This is a genomic window from Caulobacter sp. UNC279MFTsu5.1, from assembly GCF_900114015.1.
Taxonomy (GTDB): domain Bacteria; phylum Pseudomonadota; class Alphaproteobacteria; order Caulobacterales; family Caulobacteraceae; genus Caulobacter.
The window spans coordinates 112,176-129,194 of record NZ_FORN01000006.1; the positions used below are offsets into that span (position 1 = coordinate 112,176).

Annotated in this window: 12 protein-coding genes and 1 pseudogene; 8 read left to right on the top strand and 5 right to left on the bottom strand. The window is 70.0% G+C overall.

All coding sequences use genetic code 11. The features are described from left to right. Positions 1-2 precede the first annotated feature (2 nt). Both BM066_RS05170 and BM066_RS05175 read left to right on the top strand, forming a co-directional pair. A complete protein-coding gene (locus BM066_RS05170; RefSeq protein ID WP_089924831.1) occupies positions 3-1,628 on the top strand; it encodes an alpha-L-fucosidase in 1,626 nt (541 codons plus the stop codon). A gap of 267 nt (positions 1,629-1,895) precedes the next feature. Then, positions 1,896-2,657, top strand: coding sequence for an SDR family NAD(P)-dependent oxidoreductase (locus BM066_RS05175; protein ID WP_089924834.1), 762 nt, complete (start codon positions 1,896-1,898; stop codon positions 2,655-2,657). Positions 2,658-2,708: 51 nt separating this feature from the next. Here BM066_RS05175 and hutC read toward each other — a convergent pair whose 3' ends face one another. Beyond that, on the bottom strand, positions 2,709-3,440 hold the full coding sequence (gene hutC, locus BM066_RS05180) for a histidine utilization repressor (RefSeq protein WP_255367481.1): 732 nt from the start codon (positions 3,438-3,440) through the stop codon (positions 2,709-2,711). Further along, positions 3,437-4,918 (bottom strand): formimidoylglutamate deiminase, encoded by a 1,482-nt coding sequence (locus BM066_RS05185; protein ID WP_089924835.1) that lies wholly within the window; start codon positions 4,916-4,918, stop codon positions 3,437-3,439. The genes hutC and BM066_RS05185 overlap by 4 nt, the downstream gene beginning before the upstream one ends. A gap of 86 nt (positions 4,919-5,004) precedes the next feature. On the opposite strand from BM066_RS05185, the gene hutI reads away from it, so the two are divergent. The 6 genes from hutI to BM066_RS05215 all read left to right on the top strand — a co-directional run bounded on the left by hutI (position 5,005) and on the right by BM066_RS05215 (position 11,800). After that, entirely contained in the window at positions 5,005-6,216 is a 1,212-nt protein-coding gene (hutI, locus tag BM066_RS05190; RefSeq protein WP_089924838.1) for an imidazolonepropionase, read from the top strand. Further along, on the top strand, positions 6,213-7,745 hold the full coding sequence (hutH, locus tag BM066_RS05195) for a histidine ammonia-lyase (protein ID WP_089924841.1): 1,533 nt from the start codon (positions 6,213-6,215) through the stop codon (positions 7,743-7,745). Before hutI ends, hutH begins: the two co-directional genes overlap by 4 nt. Before the next feature lie 145 nt (positions 7,746-7,890). After that, positions 7,891-8,721: an N-formylglutamate deformylase gene (gene hutG / locus BM066_RS05200; protein WP_089924844.1), complete on the top strand. Its 831-nt coding sequence runs from the start codon at positions 7,891-7,893 to the stop codon at positions 8,719-8,721. 37 nt (positions 8,722-8,758) lie between these two features. Then, positions 8,759-10,423 carry a urocanate hydratase gene (gene hutU / locus BM066_RS05205; RefSeq protein WP_089924845.1) on the top strand — a complete coding sequence of 555 codons (1,665 nt, stop codon included), beginning with the start codon at positions 8,759-8,761 and terminating at the stop codon, positions 10,421-10,423. Further along, complete coding sequence (locus BM066_RS05210; RefSeq protein ID WP_089924849.1) at positions 10,423-10,956, top strand: HutD/Ves family protein; 534 nt, start codon at positions 10,423-10,425, stop codon at positions 10,954-10,956. The genes hutU and BM066_RS05210 overlap by 1 nt, the downstream gene beginning before the upstream one ends. A gap of 163 nt (positions 10,957-11,119) precedes the next feature. Continuing rightward, on the top strand, positions 11,120-11,800 hold the full coding sequence (locus tag BM066_RS05215) for a M23 family metallopeptidase (protein WP_089924853.1): 681 nt from the start codon (positions 11,120-11,122) through the stop codon (positions 11,798-11,800). A 105-nt stretch (positions 11,801-11,905) separates the two neighbouring features. Here BM066_RS05215 and BM066_RS05220 read toward each other — a convergent pair. The 3 genes and pseudogenes from BM066_RS05220 to BM066_RS05230 form a co-directional block, all read right to left on the bottom strand. After that, positions 11,906-14,783 (bottom strand): annotated as a pseudogene (locus tag BM066_RS05220) (TIM-barrel domain-containing protein). Between the two features lie 38 nt (positions 14,784-14,821). Then, entirely contained in the window at positions 14,822-15,082 is a 261-nt protein-coding gene (locus tag BM066_RS05225; protein WP_255367483.1) for a DUF5597 domain-containing protein, read from the bottom strand. 363 nt (positions 15,083-15,445) lie between these two features. Then, the gene (locus BM066_RS05230; protein ID WP_089924856.1) at positions 15,446-16,960 is read right to left on the bottom strand and encodes a tryptophan halogenase family protein; all 1,515 of its coding nucleotides are present in this window, start codon (positions 16,958-16,960) and stop codon (positions 15,446-15,448) included. Between the last annotated feature and the right edge of the window lie 59 nt (positions 16,961-17,019).

A 17,019-nucleotide genomic window follows, 5' to 3' on the forward strand; every position in this document is an offset into this window, starting at 1 on the left:
CCATGCGCTTCAATCGACGCGACCTGCTGAACCTCGGCGCCGGCCTGGCCGCCGCCTCGGCCGCCCCCGCCCTCGCCGCCCCCCGCAAGGGGGGCTTCCAGCCCAGCTGGGAGTCCCTGGCGCAGGGCTACAAGGTCCCCGACTGGTTCCGCGACGCCAAGCTGGGCATCTGGTCGCACTGGGGCCCGCAATGCGTGCCCGAATACGGCGACTGGTACGGCCGCCAGATGTACATCCAGGGCAACGGCGTCTACGAGCACCACGTCAAGACCTACGGCCACCCGACGAAGTTCGGCTTCATGGAGTTCATTCCGCGCTGGAAGGCCCAGAACTGGGATCCCGAAGGCCTGATGAAGAAGTACCAGGCCGCCGGGGCCAAGTACTTCATGTCGATGGCCAACCACCACGACAACCTCGACATGTTCGCCAGCCGCCACCACGCCTGGAACACGCTTCGCGTCGGCCCGGGACGGGACATCGTCGGGACCTGGGAAAAGGTCGCTCGCCAGCACGGCATGCGGTTCGCCGTCTCCAACCACTCGGCCCACGCCTGGCACTGGTGGCAGACCGCCTATGGCTATGACGCCGAAGGCCCGCTGAAGGGCCAGCGCTACGACGCCTATCGCCTGACCAAGGCCGACGGCAAGGGCAAGTGGTGGCAAGGGTTGGACCCGCAGGAGCTCTATACAGGCCCCAACATGCTGATCCCCGACGGCGTCGACAGCATCAAGGCCGCCAACGCCTGGCACGACAAGCACGACGGCGAGTGGATCGAGACCCCGCCGCCGAACAATCCGCGCTTCGTGCAAAGCTGGCTGGCGCGGCAGAACGACCTGGTCGACCGCTACCGACCCGACATGGTCTATTTCGACAACTACACCCTGCCGCTCGGCCAGGCCGGCCTGGCGGCGACGGCCCGCTACTACAACCAGGCCCTGGCGGCGCACGGCGCCACCGACGTGGTGGTGACCGGCAAGCAGCTCAGCCCCCTGCAGCGGCGCGGCATCGTCGAGGACGTCGAGCGCGGCTTCTCCGACCGCCTGCGGCCCGAGCCCTGGCAGACCGACACCTGCATCGGCAACTGGCACTACGACCGCGGCCTCTACGACCGCGACGGCTACAAGAGCGCCAAGGACGTGATCCAGCGACTGATCGACGTGGTGTCGAAGAACGGCTGCCTGATGGTCTCCATCCCCCAGCGCGGCGACGGCTCGATCGACGACAAGGAGGAAAAGGTGCTGGAGGGCATGGCCGGCTGGATCGCCGTCAACGGCCCGGCGATCTACGCCTCGCGGCCCTGGCGGATCTTCGGCGAGGGCCCGACCAAGCTGGTCGAGGGCATGCAGAACGAGGGCGACGCCAAACCGTTCGAGGCCGCCGACATCCGCTTCGTCACCAAGGGCGGCGACCTCTACGCCCTGCCGATGGCCTGGCCGGCTGGCGAACTGGTCATCGAGAGCCTGGCCGCGTCGGGCCCGACCAGCGCCGGCGAGGTGCGGCGCGTCGAGCTGCTGGGCGGCGGCGAGCTGGCGTTCAGACGCGACGGCAAGGGCCTGCGCGTGACCCTGCCCGACGCCCGGCCGGCCTTCACGCCGGTGGTGAAGATTTCGGGGCCGGGGCTGGTGTAACAAGGCCCCTCCCCCTGAGGGCAGAGCGATCGCATATGGATTTTCTGAGAAAAGAGTTGTCATCCCGGACAAGCGAAGCGCAGATCCGGGACCGCCGGAAACGCTGAGTTCAGGCCTCGGTCCCGGATCTTCGCGCTGCGCGCTTCGTCCGGGATGACAGCCGTTTTGAGTCATATGCGATAGCCCTCCCCACAGGGGGAGGATCCGTCACCGGCGACATTGACGCTTCCCCGTCCGGCCTCCCAGACTGCCGAAAAAGGAGACGCCATGACCACCCTCACCGGCCGCACCGTCTTGATCACCGGCGCCTCCTCCGGCATCGGCGCCGCCCTGGCCCGCGCCGCCGCGAAAGCCGGAGCCAAGGTCGCCGCCGCCGCCCGCCGCGCCGACAAGCTGGACGCCCTGGTCGCCGAGATCGCCGCCGCCGGCGGAACCGCCCGGGCCTTCGCCATGGACGTCGAGGACGAGGCCTCGGTGATCGCCGCCTACGACGCCGTCGAGGCCGCGTTCGGCGCGCCGGGCTCGGTGATCGCCAACGCCGGGATCAACATCGAAGGCTCGGCGCTGGACCTGGCGATCGAGGATTTCGACAAGGTCCTGGCGGTCAATACGCGCGGCGTCTTCCTGACCGCCCGCGAGGGCGCGCGGCGAATGATCCGGGCCGGAAGCCCCGACAGCCGGCGCGGCCGCATCCTGCTGGTCGCCTCGATCGGCGCGCACAAGGTGTTGCCCGGCCTGACCGCCTATGTCGCCTCCAAGGCCGCCGCCGCCCACATGGGCAAGAGCCTGGCGCGCGAATGGGCCCGCAAGGGGATCAACGTCAACGTCCTGTGCCCCGGCTACATCCGGACCGAGCTGAACGACGACTGGTTCGACAGCGAAGGCGGCCGCAAACTGATGGCGACCTTCCCGCGCCAGCGGCTGATGGAGACGAGCGACCTGGAGGCCCTGGCGCTGTACCTGACCAGCGATGCGGCGCGGGCGGTGACGGGCTCGGTGTTCACCGTGGATGACGGGCAGTCGCTGTAGATGATGATGGGGACAGGCGCATGCGCCTGTCCCCAGCCTCGCCACGCACGGTCACCGCGCCGGCCCGAACCGCGCCACCAAGTCATAGGCTTCGCCCGGAAACAGCTGCCGCACCCAGGTCACCGGCTCGCCCGCGCGCCAGGTGCGCCGCTCGACCGCCAGCAGGGCCGCGCCGGCGTCCAGCGCCAGCAGCTCGGCGACGGCCGCCTCGGCCCCGACGGCGCTGATCCGGTTCTCGGCCTCGGTCCACGGCACGTGGTGCAGCAGCCAGGCGCCCGGCGACTCCTCGGCGAAGTCCAGCTCGGCCGCCTCGGGCACGGCGGCCAGGCTGACCAGGCGGTCCTCCAGGGCGAACGGCCGGTCGCCGGCCACGTGCAGGCCGCGCAGCGCCAGCAGCTCGCTGCCCGCCGCCAGGGCCATCTCCTCAGGGTCGCCCGCCCTGGCCTTGCGCCGCCGCCGGTCCAGCAGGTCGAAGCGGTAGGGCTCGCCCCGCGCCAGGATCTGCGCCTGGATATCGGGGATGTCGAGCACGGTGGAATGCACGCGCGGCCGGGCCACGAACGAGCCGGCGCGACGGCGGCGGACGATCAGCCCCTCGTCCGCCAGGGCCGACATCGCCTTGTTGACCGTCATCCGCGAGCAACCGAACTGGCTCATCAATTCTGCCTCGGACGGGACCTTGCGGCCCGGGGCCCAGGCGCCTGAGCGGATCAGGTCCTCGATCTCGCCGCGGATGCGCTGGGACAGCGTCCCGTCTTTCCCGGTCAGGCTCGGCGCGCTCAAGCCAGCACGCTCCCCAGGGCCGTCCGGTAGCGCGCCAGGATCGCCTCGCGCGCATGGTGGCGGCCGCCGCTGACCACCTGCCGACCGCCGCGCCAGACGCCGTCGATCGCCCCGTGCCGCCCGGCGAACACCCAGCTGTCCAGCAGGGCGTCGCCGTCGCGGCCGATCATCGCCGGATGGGTCCGGTCCAGGGTCACGAAGTCGGCCGGACGCCCGCGCCGCAGGCCGCCGGCCACGCCCAGGGCCTGGGCCCCGCCGTTGACCGCCGCCCGGAACAGCTCGCCGCCGGTCGAACTTCCCGGCGCCCTGGCCAGCACGTTGCGGGCTCGCCGGGTCAGGCGCTGGGCGTATTCCAGGGTCCGCAGTTCCTCGGCCGCGTCGATCAGCACGTTGCTGTCCGAGCCGACCCCGAACGCCCCGCCCGCCGCCAGGTAGTCGGGGGCCGGGAAGACGCCGTCGCCGAGGTTGGCCTCGGTGATCGGGCACAGGCCGGCCACCGCGCCGCTCTTGGCCAGGCGCTCGGTCTCCATGGCGTTCAGGTGGGTGGCGTGGACCAGGCACCAGCGCTTGTCGACAGGCGCGTTGTTCATCAGCCAGCGCACCGGCCGCGCGCCGGTGGCGGCCAGGCAGTCGTCGACCTCCTGGGTCTGCTCGGCGATGTGGATGTGGACGGGGCCTCCGCCCGCCAGCGGCAGGATCGCGGTCAGCTCCTCGCCGGTCACCGCCCGCAAGCTGTGCGGCGCGATCCCGACCACCGCGTCGAGCAGGCCGGCCGTCGCCGCGCGGCTGGCCTCGACCAGCCGGCCGTAGCCGTCGACGTCGTGGACGAACCGCCGCTGGCCCGCGCCCGGCGCGACCCCGCCGAAGCCGGCATGAGCGTAGAACACCGGCAGCAGGGTCAGGCCGATCCCCGTCTCGCCGGCCGCCGCCGCGATCCGCGCGGCCATCTCGGCCGGGTCGGCGTAGGGCGAGCCGTCCTTGTCGTGGTGCAGGTAGTGGAACTCGCCGACCCGGGTCGAGCCGGTCTCCAGCATTTCCATATAGGCCAGGGCGGCGACGGCCTGGACCTCGTCGGGACCCAGCCGGTCGACGAAGCGGTACATCAGCTCGCGCCAGGTCCAGAAGCTGTCGCCGCCAGGCCCCCGCGTCTCCGTCAGCCCCGCCATGGCGCGCTGGAAGGCGTGGCTGTGCAGGTTGGGCAGGCCGGGCAGGCACGGGCCGTGCGCCGTCTCGCCGGGCTGGCAGGGGACGTCGGTGTCGACGCGCGCGATCATCCCCTCGCTGAGCGTGAACCGCACGTCCCGGGCCCAGCCGTCGGCCAGCAGGGCCTGCTCGAACCACAGGGTCTGGGGACCGGCCGGCGCGGGGCGCTCCGGCTCACGCGCGGGCGCGGCCTCGACCGCCTCCTCGGCCTTGGGCGGCGGGGTGTAGATCGGCGCCTCGGCCTCGGGTTCTGACGGAAACTCGTCGTCGGTCACTGGACAATCCTCGGGTCGCACGAATATGTCTATACATATTGAAGCCGTCGGCAAGAGACCGGAGCGGCGTCGGGAGATCCCAGGCCATGCGCTGCGATCGGGTGTGGAGCAAGGCCCGCCTGGCCACTTTCGCCGTCGACAGGCCCGGCCTGGGCGTGGTCGAGGACGGCGTGGTGGCGACGGCCGGCGGCCGCATCGCCTATGCCGGCCCCGCCGCCGACGCCCCCGCCTTCGAGGCCCGCGAGACGATCGACTGTGAAGGCCGCTGGATCACGCCCGGCCTGATCGATCCCCACACCCACCTGGTGTTCGGCGGCGACCGCGCCCACGAGTTCGAGCTGCGGCTGGCCGGCGCTTCCTACGAAGAGATCGCCCGGGCCGGCGGCGGCATCGTCTCGACCATGAAGGCCACCCGCGCCGCCACGGAAGGCGAACTGGTCGCCGCCGCCCTGCCCCGCCTGGACGCCCTGATCGCCGAGGGCCTGACCACGATCGAGATCAAGTCCGGCTACGGCCTGTCGCTGGACGACGAGCTGAAGAGCCTGCGCGCCGCCCGCGCCCTGGCCGACGCCCGCCGCGTGTCGGTGACCACGACCTTCCTCGGCGCCCACGCCCTGCCGCCGGAATATGCCGGCGCGCCCGACGACTATATCGACCACGTCTGCTACCAGATGATCCCCGCCGTCGCCGCCGAGGGCCTGGCCGACGCGGTGGACGCCTTCTGCGAAGGCATCGGCTTCACCCCCGCCCAGACCCGCCGGGTGTTTCAGGCCGCCCGCGAACACGGTCTGCCGGTCAAGTTGCACGCCGAGCAGCTGTCGAACCAGAACGGCGCGGCCCTGGCGGCCGAGTTCGGGGCGCTGTCGGCCGACCACCTGGAGCATCTGGACGCCGCCGGGATCGCCGCCATGGCCCGGGCCGGCACGACGGCCGTGCTGCTGCCGGGGGCGTTCTACTTCGTGCGGGAGACCAAGCCGCCGCCCATCGAGACCCTGCGCGCCGCCGGCGCGCCCATGGCCCTCGCAACAGATTGCAACCCCGGCACCTCGCCCCTGACCAGCCTGCTGCTGACCATGAACATGGCCGCCACCCTTTTCCGGATGACCGTCGACGAATGCCTGGCCGGCGTGACGCGCGAGGCCGCGCGGGCGCTGGGCCGCCTCGACAGCATCGGCACGCTGGAGGCCGGCAAGGCCTGCGACCTGGCCGTCTGGGACATCGAGCGTCCCGCCGAACTTGTCTATCGCATGGGCTTCAACCCGCTGCATGCGCGCGTCTGGAAGGGTGAAATCGCGTGACCGAAGTCGTTCTCAATCCCGGCGAGGTGAGTCTGGCCGACTGGAAGGCCGTCTATCGCGGCGCGCCCGCGCGCTTGCCTGAAAGCGCCGCGCCGGTGATCGCCGAGAGCGCCGCCGCCGTCGAACGCATCCTGGCCAAGGGCGCGCCGGTGTACGGGATCAACACCGGCTTCGGGAAGCTGGCCAGCGTCCGCATCGGCGACGCCGACCTGGAGACCCTGCAGCGCAACATCGTGCTGTCGCACGCCGCCGGCACGGGCGCGCCCTCGCCGGTCCCAGTGATCCGGCTGATGATGGCCCTGAAGCTGGCCAGCCTGGCGCAGGGCGCCTCCGGCGTGCGGCCAGCCACCACCGACCTGCTGGAAGCCATGCTCGTCAAGGGCCTGACGCCGGTGGTGCCGTGCCAGGGCTCGGTCGGTGCCTCGGGCGACCTGGCGCCGCTGGCCCACATGGCCGCAACCATGATTGGGGTCGGTGAAATCTTCGTCGGCGACCGGCGCCTGCCGGCGGTCGAGGCCCTGGCCCAGGCCGGCCTTCGCCCCCTGGCCCTGGGCCCCAAGGAAGGCCTGGCCCTGCTGAACGGGACCCAGTTCTCGACCGCCAACGCCCTGGCCGCCCTGTTCGACGCCGAGCGCCTGTTCCAGTCGGCCCTGGTCACCGGCGCCCTGGCTACAGAGGCGGCCAAGGGGTCGGACACGCCGTTCGATCCGCGCATCCACACGCTGCGCCGCCAGCCCGGCCAGATCGAAACCGCCGCCGCCCTGCGCGGCCTGATGGCCGGCTCGGCGATCCGCGACTCCCACCGCGAGGGCGACACGCGGGTGCAGGATCCCTATTGCCTGCGCTGCCAGCCCCAGGTGATGGGCGCGGCGCTGGACGTGCTGCGCCAGGCCGCCGTCACCTTGGCCACCGAGGCCAACGGCGTCTCGGACAACCCGCTGATCTTCCCCGACACCGACGAGGCCCTGTCGGGGGGCAATTTCCACGCCGAGCCGGTGGCCTTCGCGGCCGACATGATCGCCCTGGCCGTCTGCGAGATCGGCTCGATCGCCGAGCGCCGCATCGCCATGCTGGTCGATCCGACCTGCTCGGGCCTGCCGGCCTTCCTGACCCCCAAGCCCGGCCTGAACTCCGGCTTCATGATCCCGCAGGTCACGGCCGCCGCCCTGGTCTCGGAGAACAAGCAGAAGGCCTATCCGGCCAGCGTCGACTCGATCCCGACCTCGGCCAACCAGGAAGACCACGTCTCAATGGCCGCCCACGGCGCCCGGCGCCTGCTGGCCATGGTCGAGGCGGCCGAGGCGGTGATCGGCATCGAGCTGCTGGCGGCGGCGCAGGGTTGCGACTTCCACGCGCCGCTGGCCTCGAGCCCGGCCCTGGAAGCCGTGCGCGGCGTGCTGCGGGCGCGGGTTCCGCACCTGAGCGACGACCGCCACTTCCACCCGGACATGGAGGCCGCCAACGCCCTGGTGCGGTCGGGGGCGGTCGTGGCGGCGGCGGGCGTGGCGTTGCCGGGGGTGGAAGCATGAGTCCCCGCCTCGACCCTCAACCTTGTCATCCCGGACAAGCGCGAAGCGCGCAGATCTGGGACCGACGCCTGAGCGCCGCGCTTCCGGCGGTCCCGGATCTGCGCCCGGCGCCGCCGGGCTTGTCCGGGATGGCAGGATGAGCGGCATGGACTGGCTTCACATCACCCGCGGCGAGGCCCCGCTGGTCGTCAGCATCCCGCACGCCGGGACGATCATCCCGTCCGAGGTCGAGGCGCGGCTGGTCTCGCCGTGGCTGGCGCGCAAGGACGCCGACTGGTGGCTCGAGCAGCTCTACGCCTTTGCCGGCGGCCTGGACGCCACGGTGGTCCGCACCGGCGTCTCGCGCACGGTGATCGACGTCAACCGCGACCCGTCGGGCGCGTCGCTGTATCCCGGCCAGGCCACCACCGGCCTGTGCCCGGTCGACACCTTCGACGGCGAGCCGCTGTACCGACCCGGCCAGGAACCCGACGCCGCCGAGATCGCCGAGCGTCGCGCGACCTTCTTCGATCCCTACCACGCCGCCCTGCAGGCCGAGCTCGACCGGCTGGTCGCGCGCCATGGCAAGGTGGTGCTGTACGACGCCCACTCGATCCGCTCGCGCGCGCCCCGGCTGTTCGACGGCCAGCTGCCGCAGTTCAACATCGGCACGAACAGCGGCGCGGCCTGCGATCCGGGCCTGACCCGCGCCGTCGAGGCCGCCTGCGACGCCACGGGCCTGCCGCGCGTCACCGATGGCCGCTTCAAGGGCGGCTGGATCACCCGCCGCTACGGCCGGCCCGAAACCGCCGTCCACGCCGTCCAGATGGAGCTGGCCTGTCGCGGCTACATCGACGAGCCGGCGGTCCTGACGCCGGACAATTGGCCCACGCCCTACGCTCCGGCCCGCGCCGCGCCGCTGCAGGCCGCCCTCACCGACATACTGAAGGCGTGCCTCGCCTTCGCCTCAGCCTCTCCTCCCCCGCTGCGCGGGTGAGGAGGAAAACAGCCCTCTCAACGCTCGAGACTTCATCATGACCCGCCTCGACAACACCCGCGTCATCCGCCCCGCCACCGGAACCGAACTCACCGCCAAGTCCTGGCTGACCGAGGCTCCGCTGCGGATGCTGATGAACAATTTGCACCCCGACGTCGCCGAGCGGCCCGAGGAGCTGGTGGTCTATGGCGGCATCGGCCGCGCGGCCCGCGACTGGGAGAGCTACGACAAGATCGTCGAGACCCTGCGCCGGCTGGATGACGACCAGACGCTGCTGGTGCAGTCGGGCAAGCCGGTGGGCGTGTTCCGCACCCACGCCGACGCGCCGCGGGTGCTGATCGCCAACTCCAACCTGGTGCCGCGCTGGGCGACCTGGGAGCACTTCAACGAGCTGGATCGCAAGGGCCTGGCCATGTACGGCCAGATGACCGCCGGCTCGTGGATCTATATCGGCGCCCAGGGCATCGTGCAGGGCACCTACGAGACCTTCGTCGAGATGGGCCGCCAGCATCATGGCGGCGACCTTTCGGGCAAGTGGCTGCTGACGGCGGGCCTGGGCGGCATGGGCGGGGCCCAGCCGCTGGCGGCGGTGATGGCCGGGGCCTCGTGCCTGGCCATCGAGTGCCAGCCGTCGCGGATCGAGATGCGCCTGCGCACCGGCTATCTCGACAAGGCCACCGAGAGCCTGGACGAGGCGCTGGCCTGGATCGAGCAGGCCAACGCCTCCAAGACCCCGATCTCGGTCGGCCTGCTGGGCAACGCCGCCGAGCTGCTGCCGGCGATGTTCGCGGCGGGCGTTCGCCCCGATCTGTTGACCGACCAGACCAGCGCCCACGACCCGATCAACGGCTACCTGCCGGCCGGCTGGACCCTGGAGCAGTGGGCGGCGGCCAGGGAGCGCGACCCGCAGAGCGTGAACAAGGCCGCCCGCGGCTCGATGGCGGTGCATGTGCGGGCCATGCTCGACTTCCAGGCCGCCGGCGTGCCCACCGTCGACTACGGCAACAACATCCGCCAGATGGCCCTGGAGGAAGGCGTGACCAACGCCTTCGACTTCCCCGGCTTTGTTCCGGCCTATATCCGGCCGCTGTTCTGCCGGGGGATCGGGCCGTTCCGCTGGGCGGCGCTGTCGGGCGATCCGGAGGACATCAGGAAGACCGACGCCAAGGTCAAGGAGCTGATCCCCGACAATCCCCACCTGCACCACTGGCTGGACATGGCCGCCGAGAAGATCAAGTTCCAGGGCCTGCCCGCCCGGATCTGCTGGGTCGGGCTGGGCGACCGCCACCGGCTGGGCCTGGCCTTCAACGCCATGGTCGCCTCGGGCGAGCTGAAGGCCCCGGTGGTGATCGGCCGCGACCACCTCGACAGCGGCTCGGTCGCCTCGCCCAACCGCGAGACCGAGGGCATGATCGACGGCTCGGACGCGGTGTCGGACTGGCCGTTGCTGAACGCCCTGCTCAACACCGCCTCGGGCGCCACCTGGGTGTCGCTGCACCACGGCGGCGGGGTGGGCATGGGCTTCTCGCAGCACGCGGGGATGGTCATCGTCTGCGACGGCACCGAGGCCGCCGCCAGGCGGATCGAGCGGGTGCTGTGGAACGACCCGGCCAGCGGCGTCATGCGCCACGCCGACGCCGGCTACGACATCGCCCGGGACTGCGCCCGCGAGCACGGGCTGGACCTGCCGGGCATCCTCTAGTGCGCATCCTCCGCGCCGCCGACCGGGTCGCCGCGCCGTGGAAGAACGGCGGCGGCGTCACGCGGGAGGTCGCCGCCTGGCCGCCCGGCGCGGGGCTGGACGGCTTCGATTGGCGGGTCAGCCTGGCCGACGTCGCCGCCGACGGGCCGTTCTCGGTCTTCCCCGGCGTCGGCCGGGTGCTGACGGTGATCGCGGGCGACGGCCTGGTGCTGGAAATCGAGGGCCAGGTCGTGCGCCTGGCGCCCGGCGCGCCCTTCGCCTTTGCGGGCGAGGCTCACGTCACGGCGCGCCTGACCGCCGGCCCGATCCGCGACCTCAACGTCATGGTCCGGCGCGGCGCCTGGACGGCGCGGGTCGAGCCCTGGCGCGGCGATGCCGTCGCGGCCCCGGATGGGCTCACGCTCGTCGTACTGCTGGAGGACGCGCGGAATCTCGCGGCGCTGGACGTGGTTCTTTTCGACGCGGGCGAGGCTGTGACGCTTGATCTTCCGCCGGAAACCAGAGCATTGACCATCGCCTTGCGCACGGACTAGCCGACTATCGGCTAACCACGTTCAGTAAAGCTTCAAGCACAGCCATGGACGCGCGCGACCGCTGGCCGCACTTGGCTTGCCACGTCTTCGCCTTATCTGGCGATTAACCACCCCAAACGCCAAACCTTCCGAAACGATCCATCGACAACTTCAGGACGATTTGATGCAAGCATCGGCTGCGAAGACGCTCGCCCCGCGCAAGCTCGCCCCTTGGACGCGCGGCGCGCTGGGCCTGGCCCTGGTCTTCGCTCCGATGGTGGTGGCGGCGATGGAGAATCCGCACAGGGCGCCCAAGGGCCCCTCGCCGGTCGTCCAGCGCCTGCTGGCCGAGATGGCCGCCAAGCCGCAGACGCCGGTCCGCAAGGAACTGGTCTGGAGCGGATCGGACATAGACGGCGACGGCGCCCCAGACTTCGCCAACCCTACCGGCGGCGCCCCGCGAGGCCACGACGAGTTCGGCGACGGCCAGTTCGGCGCCCGCCGCGACGGCGGCTCGCGCAGCCACGAAGGCGTCGACTACGTGGCCACGGCCGGCCAGGACGTCCAGGCCCCGATCTCCGGCTACGTGACCAAGATCGGCTACGCCTACGCCGGCTCCAGCGACCTGAAGTTCGTCGAGATCAGCAACCCGGCCCTAGGCTACGTCGCCCGCGCCTTCTACGTGAAGCCCGGCGTCGAGGTCGGCCAGGCGGTGCGCCTGGGCGAGACCATCGGGACCGACCAGAGCCTGCAGGCCCACTATCCCGGCATCACCGACCACGTCCACCTGGAGGTGATGCAGCCCGGCGGCGAACGCGTGAACGCGGCCGAGCTGATCACCCGCAAACTGGTGGCGCAGGCTTAGGGGCTCCCGCAACTCACGCACTTGCCCCCTCCGGGCCTTCGGCCCTCCTCCCCCATAGGGGGAAGGGCCTAAAGCGCGGTCTGGCGGGGGAAAGTCGCGAATCCCCTATTTCTTCCGCGTCACCACCACCGGATGGCCATTGTACGCCACGGTCTCGTCGACCGCGTCGAAGTCGACCGGCTTGGCGCCGCCGCCGATGAAGCGGACCTTGATCGTCCGGTTCTCGACCATGCCCTTGAAGCTGCCCGACCGAGCGCCGATCGTCAGGCGGCCCGTCGCGTTGTCGAAGCTCATCGGGATGCGGCTCCAGGCGCCGCGGGCGTAGCCGTTGCTGAGGCCGTCGTCCTCGTAGAGCTCGAACCGGCCATCGGCCCCCGTGTAGACCACCACGGTCAGGGGCGCGTCGGGCTGCTCGCCGACATATTGCTGGACCACCGTGGTCGGCACGATCGAGCCGGCCTTGACGAACAGCGGCATGCGCGACAGCGGCGCGTCGGCCTTGACGGTCTGGCCGCCCTTGAACGCCTTGCCGCTCTCGAAGTCGTACCAGCTGGCCCCCGCCGGCAGATAGACCTGCCGCGAGCGAGCCTTGAACTGGGTGACCGGCGCCACCAGGAACGCCTTGCCGAACAGGTACTCGTCATTGACCTCGCGCGCGGTCTTGTCGGCCGGGAAATCCATCACCAGGCCGCGCATCATGATCCCGTCGCGCTGATAGGTGTCGGCCGCCAGGGTGTAGGTGTAGGGCATCAGCCGGTAGCGGAGCTCGTCATACCAGGCCAGGCTCTTGTAGACTTCGGTCCCCTCGTCGGCGAGGTTGTAGATCTCGCGGAACGGGAACTCGCCGTGGCTGCGGAACAGCGGGCTGAAGGCGCCGAACTGGAACCAGCGCAGGTTCAGCTCCTGCCACTCGGCCCAATGGGCGGGGTCCTTGTTGGTGTAGCGATCCTCGACCGAGAAGCCGCCGATGTCGGTGGTCCAGTTGGGCACGCCCGACATCGACAGGTTCACGCCGGCCGAGATCTGGTCCTTCAGGTCATCCCAGCGCGCGACCACGTCGCCGCTCCACAGAGCCACGCCGTTGCGCTGGATGCCGCCGAAGCCCGAGCGCGACAGGATGAAGCTGCGCTTGTCGGGGTTCAGCGCGCGCTCGCCCTCGAACACGCCCTGGGTGTGGATCAGCGGATAGGAATTGTAGAACTCCGCCCCCGGGCCGATCGCCGTCGGCCCCATGCGCAGGGTGCGCTCGGGGATGTCGAGGTTGGAGTGCATGTCCGGCTCGTCGCTGTCCATCCACCAGGCGTCGACGCCGAAGCCCTTCAGGCTGTCCTTGACCTGGCGCCAGTAGATGTCGCGCGCCTCCTTGGAATAGGGGTCATAGAACGAGTTCAGATAGCCCGGGCCGACCCAGTCCAGCGCGCCCTGCTCAATGTTGCGCTTGTACATGAAGCCCTTGGCGTCGAGCTCCTTGAAGTGTTCCGTTGTCGGATAGAACTTCGGCCAGATCGAGATCATGAAGTGGCCGTTCATCGCGTGGATGTCGTCGACCATCTTCTTGGGGTCGGCGAAGCGGGTCTCGTCGAACTTGTGGCTGCCCCAGGCGTCGTCCTTCCAGTAGCGCCAGTCCATGACCACGTTGTCGATCGGCAGCTTGCGGTCGCGGTACTCCTTGAGCACCCCGACGATCTGGTCCTGGGTCTCGTAGCGCTGGCGGCTCTGCCAGAAGCCGTAGGCCCAGCGCGGCAGGGCCACGGCCTTGCCGGTCAGCTCGCGATAGCCGCCGACCACCTGGTCCAGGTCGCCGCCGGCCACGAAGTAGTAGTCGACCGCATGGGCGACGTCCGAGGTCATGGTCAGCGACTTCTGGTCGGCCGCCGGGATCGGGTTGTTGTGCAGCAGGCCGATATAGCCCTCGTTGGGATCCCACTCGACGCGGATCTTGTGGCGGGTCCCGGCCTGCATCGGGGCGTTGAAGTTGTGGAACCAGGGGTTCCAGTTCTGCCGCCAGCGGTCGATCGCCAGCTTGCCGTCGACATAGACCTTGGCGTAGCTGGACGAGTAGAGCTTGAACTTCTGGACGCCGCTGACCGAGGGCTCGACCGAGCCTTCCCAGACCACGGTGGCGCCCTTGACCGGCTTCTTGTCGGGACCGGTCAGCTCGGCCGGCCAGTTGGGCAGGTCCTTCAGGAAGCGGTAGTCGATGTCCTTCTCGGTCCGGGTCAGCTTCAGCTCGCCCTTGACGTAGTACTTGGCCGTGAAGCCGCCGGCCTTGCCGGCCGCGTCGAAGATCTTCAGGTCGCGCGAGGCCACGTCATAGGGCGTCGGGTCGCCGAACCGGGTGATGCCGTTGTTTTCCCACAGCAGGCCGTAGTTGCGGGTGGACAGCACGAACGGCACGGCGATGTCGCGGTTGTACTGCGCCAGTTCGACGTCCTGGCCATTGTAGTTCATCTGGCCGTTCTGGTGCTGGCCCAGGCCGTAGAAGGCTTCGTCCGTGCCCGGATTGAACTGCTGGCTGACGCTGTAGAAGGTCTTGCCGTCAATGGTCTCGGCCTTGAACGGACGCCGGCCGTTCTCGGCCAGGACCAGCTTGCCGGCCGCGTCGCGGAAGCTGACCTGGCCGTTGGCCAGTGAGACCTCGGCCGAGGCCTTGCCCGCCTTGACCACCACCTTGCCGGCGGCTTCCGCGACCGTGAACGCGCCGCCTGGCTTGGCCGTCACCATCAGGCTCGGCGGCGTATCCAGGCTGTCGGTCGGGGTGGCCGTGACGTGGATGATGCGCTCGCCCATCACCTGCAGCCGCACCTTCTTGGCCGGTCCCGAGGCGGGGGTGACGACCACCCCGTCGGCGGTCTTCTCGAAGGCGCCGTCCAGCGCCAGGGCGCTGGTCGAGGCCAGGAGGGTCAGCGTGAGGCCGGCGAACAGGGCCTTGGGCAGCATGCGCATCGTTCTTCCCTATGATCTTGATTGTGTCGCCGCCCATCCCGGCGAACGCCAGGACGAGCGGTTGAATGGCGGACGCTAGTAGGTGGCCAGCTTGACCTTCGGCGCCTGCGGCAGGGTGGTCAGGTTCAAGCCGTGATCGACCTGGTCGCCGTTCCACAGGCGGTCCTCGATCCCGGCCAACATGAACCGCTCGGCCTTGGCCGAGTCGAAACCGACGCGGGCCCGATAGCCGGTGACCAGGAACGCGTTGGGCGACAGCCGGCCGATCAGGGCGCCCGCCGCGCCGCCGATCGGGGTCTTCGAGCCGTCGCCGGCCACCATCTTGTGGAAACGCAAATGCCCCCTCCCCTGTTGGCCGTCTGTCTTGCGAAGCCTCGCCGCGACAGCCTCGTTACCGCTACCATATAAGTACGACAAATAGCCGAGCCGATCGGCTTTGCAAGGCGATTTAGGTCAGGCCCGCTCAGGCCGCTCGGGCGTCCTATCGAGGATAGGCGAAGGCCGATCGATCCGGGCAAAAAAAATCCGCGCATCGTCCGCAGGGGGAACGATGCGCGGCGAAGAAGCCGCGCGGGTTCAGGGAGACGAATCCCGCGCCGTTGGCGCGTGTGAAGCCGGAAATCGCCGCGCGACGCCTGCTTCACACAAATAGTTATAATCATACAAATCACCCTGGCAAGCGATTTGATAGCGCTATCATCAGCCCAGAGGTTCGGCGCGGCAGTGGCGCGCGATGAACTCGTCATGGGTCGGCAGGCCCTGGACGATCTGGGCGATGGTCTGGCGAACGCCGGCCAGGCGGCGCTCGATGTCGGCCAGGGGCGCCACGTCGGCCAGCCGGTCATAGTGGTTGGGCTCGACGCCCTGCCCCAGGAACACCGCCAGCCAGCTGGGCTCGGCGAACAGCTGGTCGTCGAACCGCGCGATCCGGCCGCGAGCCCGGAACAACTCGATCTTGTGCGCCAGGCTGTCGGGGATCGCCATGTCCTTGCAGTAGCGCCACAGTTCGGAATCGTCCCGCTCGGTGGCCTTGTAGTGCAGGACGATGAAGTCGCGGATCTGCTCGTACTCGATCTTCGACAGGCGGTTGTATTCCTCGACCGTGGCCTCGTCCCGGACACCCACCGGCAGCAGGGACAGCAACCGGAAGATCCCGGTCTGGATCATGTGGATGCTGGTCGATTCCAGCGGCTCCATGAAGCCGCTGGCCAGGCCCAGGGCCACGACGTTCTTGTTCCAGGCCTTCTTGCGGCGGCCGGCGGTGAAGCGCAGCGGCCGCGGGTCGGCGCGCGGCGCGCCGTCCAGATTGGCCAGCAGGGTGGCGGCGGCCTCGTCGTCGCTGATGAATGGGCTGGAATAGACGTAGCCGTTGCCGATCCGGTGCTGCAAGGGGATGCGCCACTGCCAGCCGGCCTTGCGCGCGGTCGAGCGGGTGTAGGGCGTCCGAGGCGAGACGCTGTCGCAGGGCAGGGCCAGGGCCCGGTCGCACGGCAGCCAGTGCGTCCAGTCCTCGTAGCCGGTCTTCAGGGTCTGCTCGATCAACAGGCCGCGGAACCCCGAGCAGTCGACGAAGAAGTCGCCCTCGATCCGCTTGCCGCCCTCCAGCTCCAGGGCCTCGATGAAGCCGTCGGCCGCGCGCTGCTTGACCTCGACAATCTTGCCCTCGATGCGCTTGACCCCGCGCTTCTCGGCGTAGTCGCGCAGATAGCGGGCGTAGAGGCCGGCGTCGAAATGGTAGGCGTAGCCCAGCTGGGGCAGTTCGGGCGGCAGGTCGCGAGGCGGGATGACGAACTTGCCCTCCCGCGCCGCCACGGTCGCCAGCGAATAGTCGCCGATCGCGCTGGTGTCGCCGTGCTGGCGAAGCCGCATCCAATAGTGATGGAACGACACCGCCTCGATGGGCATGCCGTGGAGGCCGAACGGGTGAAAATAGCTATGGCCCAGCCGCGTCCAGTCGCGGAACTCGATGCCCAGCTTGAAGGTGGCCTGGGTCTTCTTGACGAAGTCGATCTCGTCGATGCCCAGCATGCTGTTGAGGAACTGCATCGGCGGAATGGTGGCCTCGCCCACCCCGACCGTGCCGATCTCGTCGGACTCGATCACGCAGATCTCGCCGACCCGGCCCTTCATGGCGTGGGCCAGCGTCGCGGCCGCGATCCAGCCGGCGGTTCCACCGCCGACGACGACGAACTTGGAAGGCGCTTTATCGGTCATGTCGCGGATTACCCGTCATGCATCGCGCGGGCAGGCTAAACGCCTTCGCCCGGCGCGCG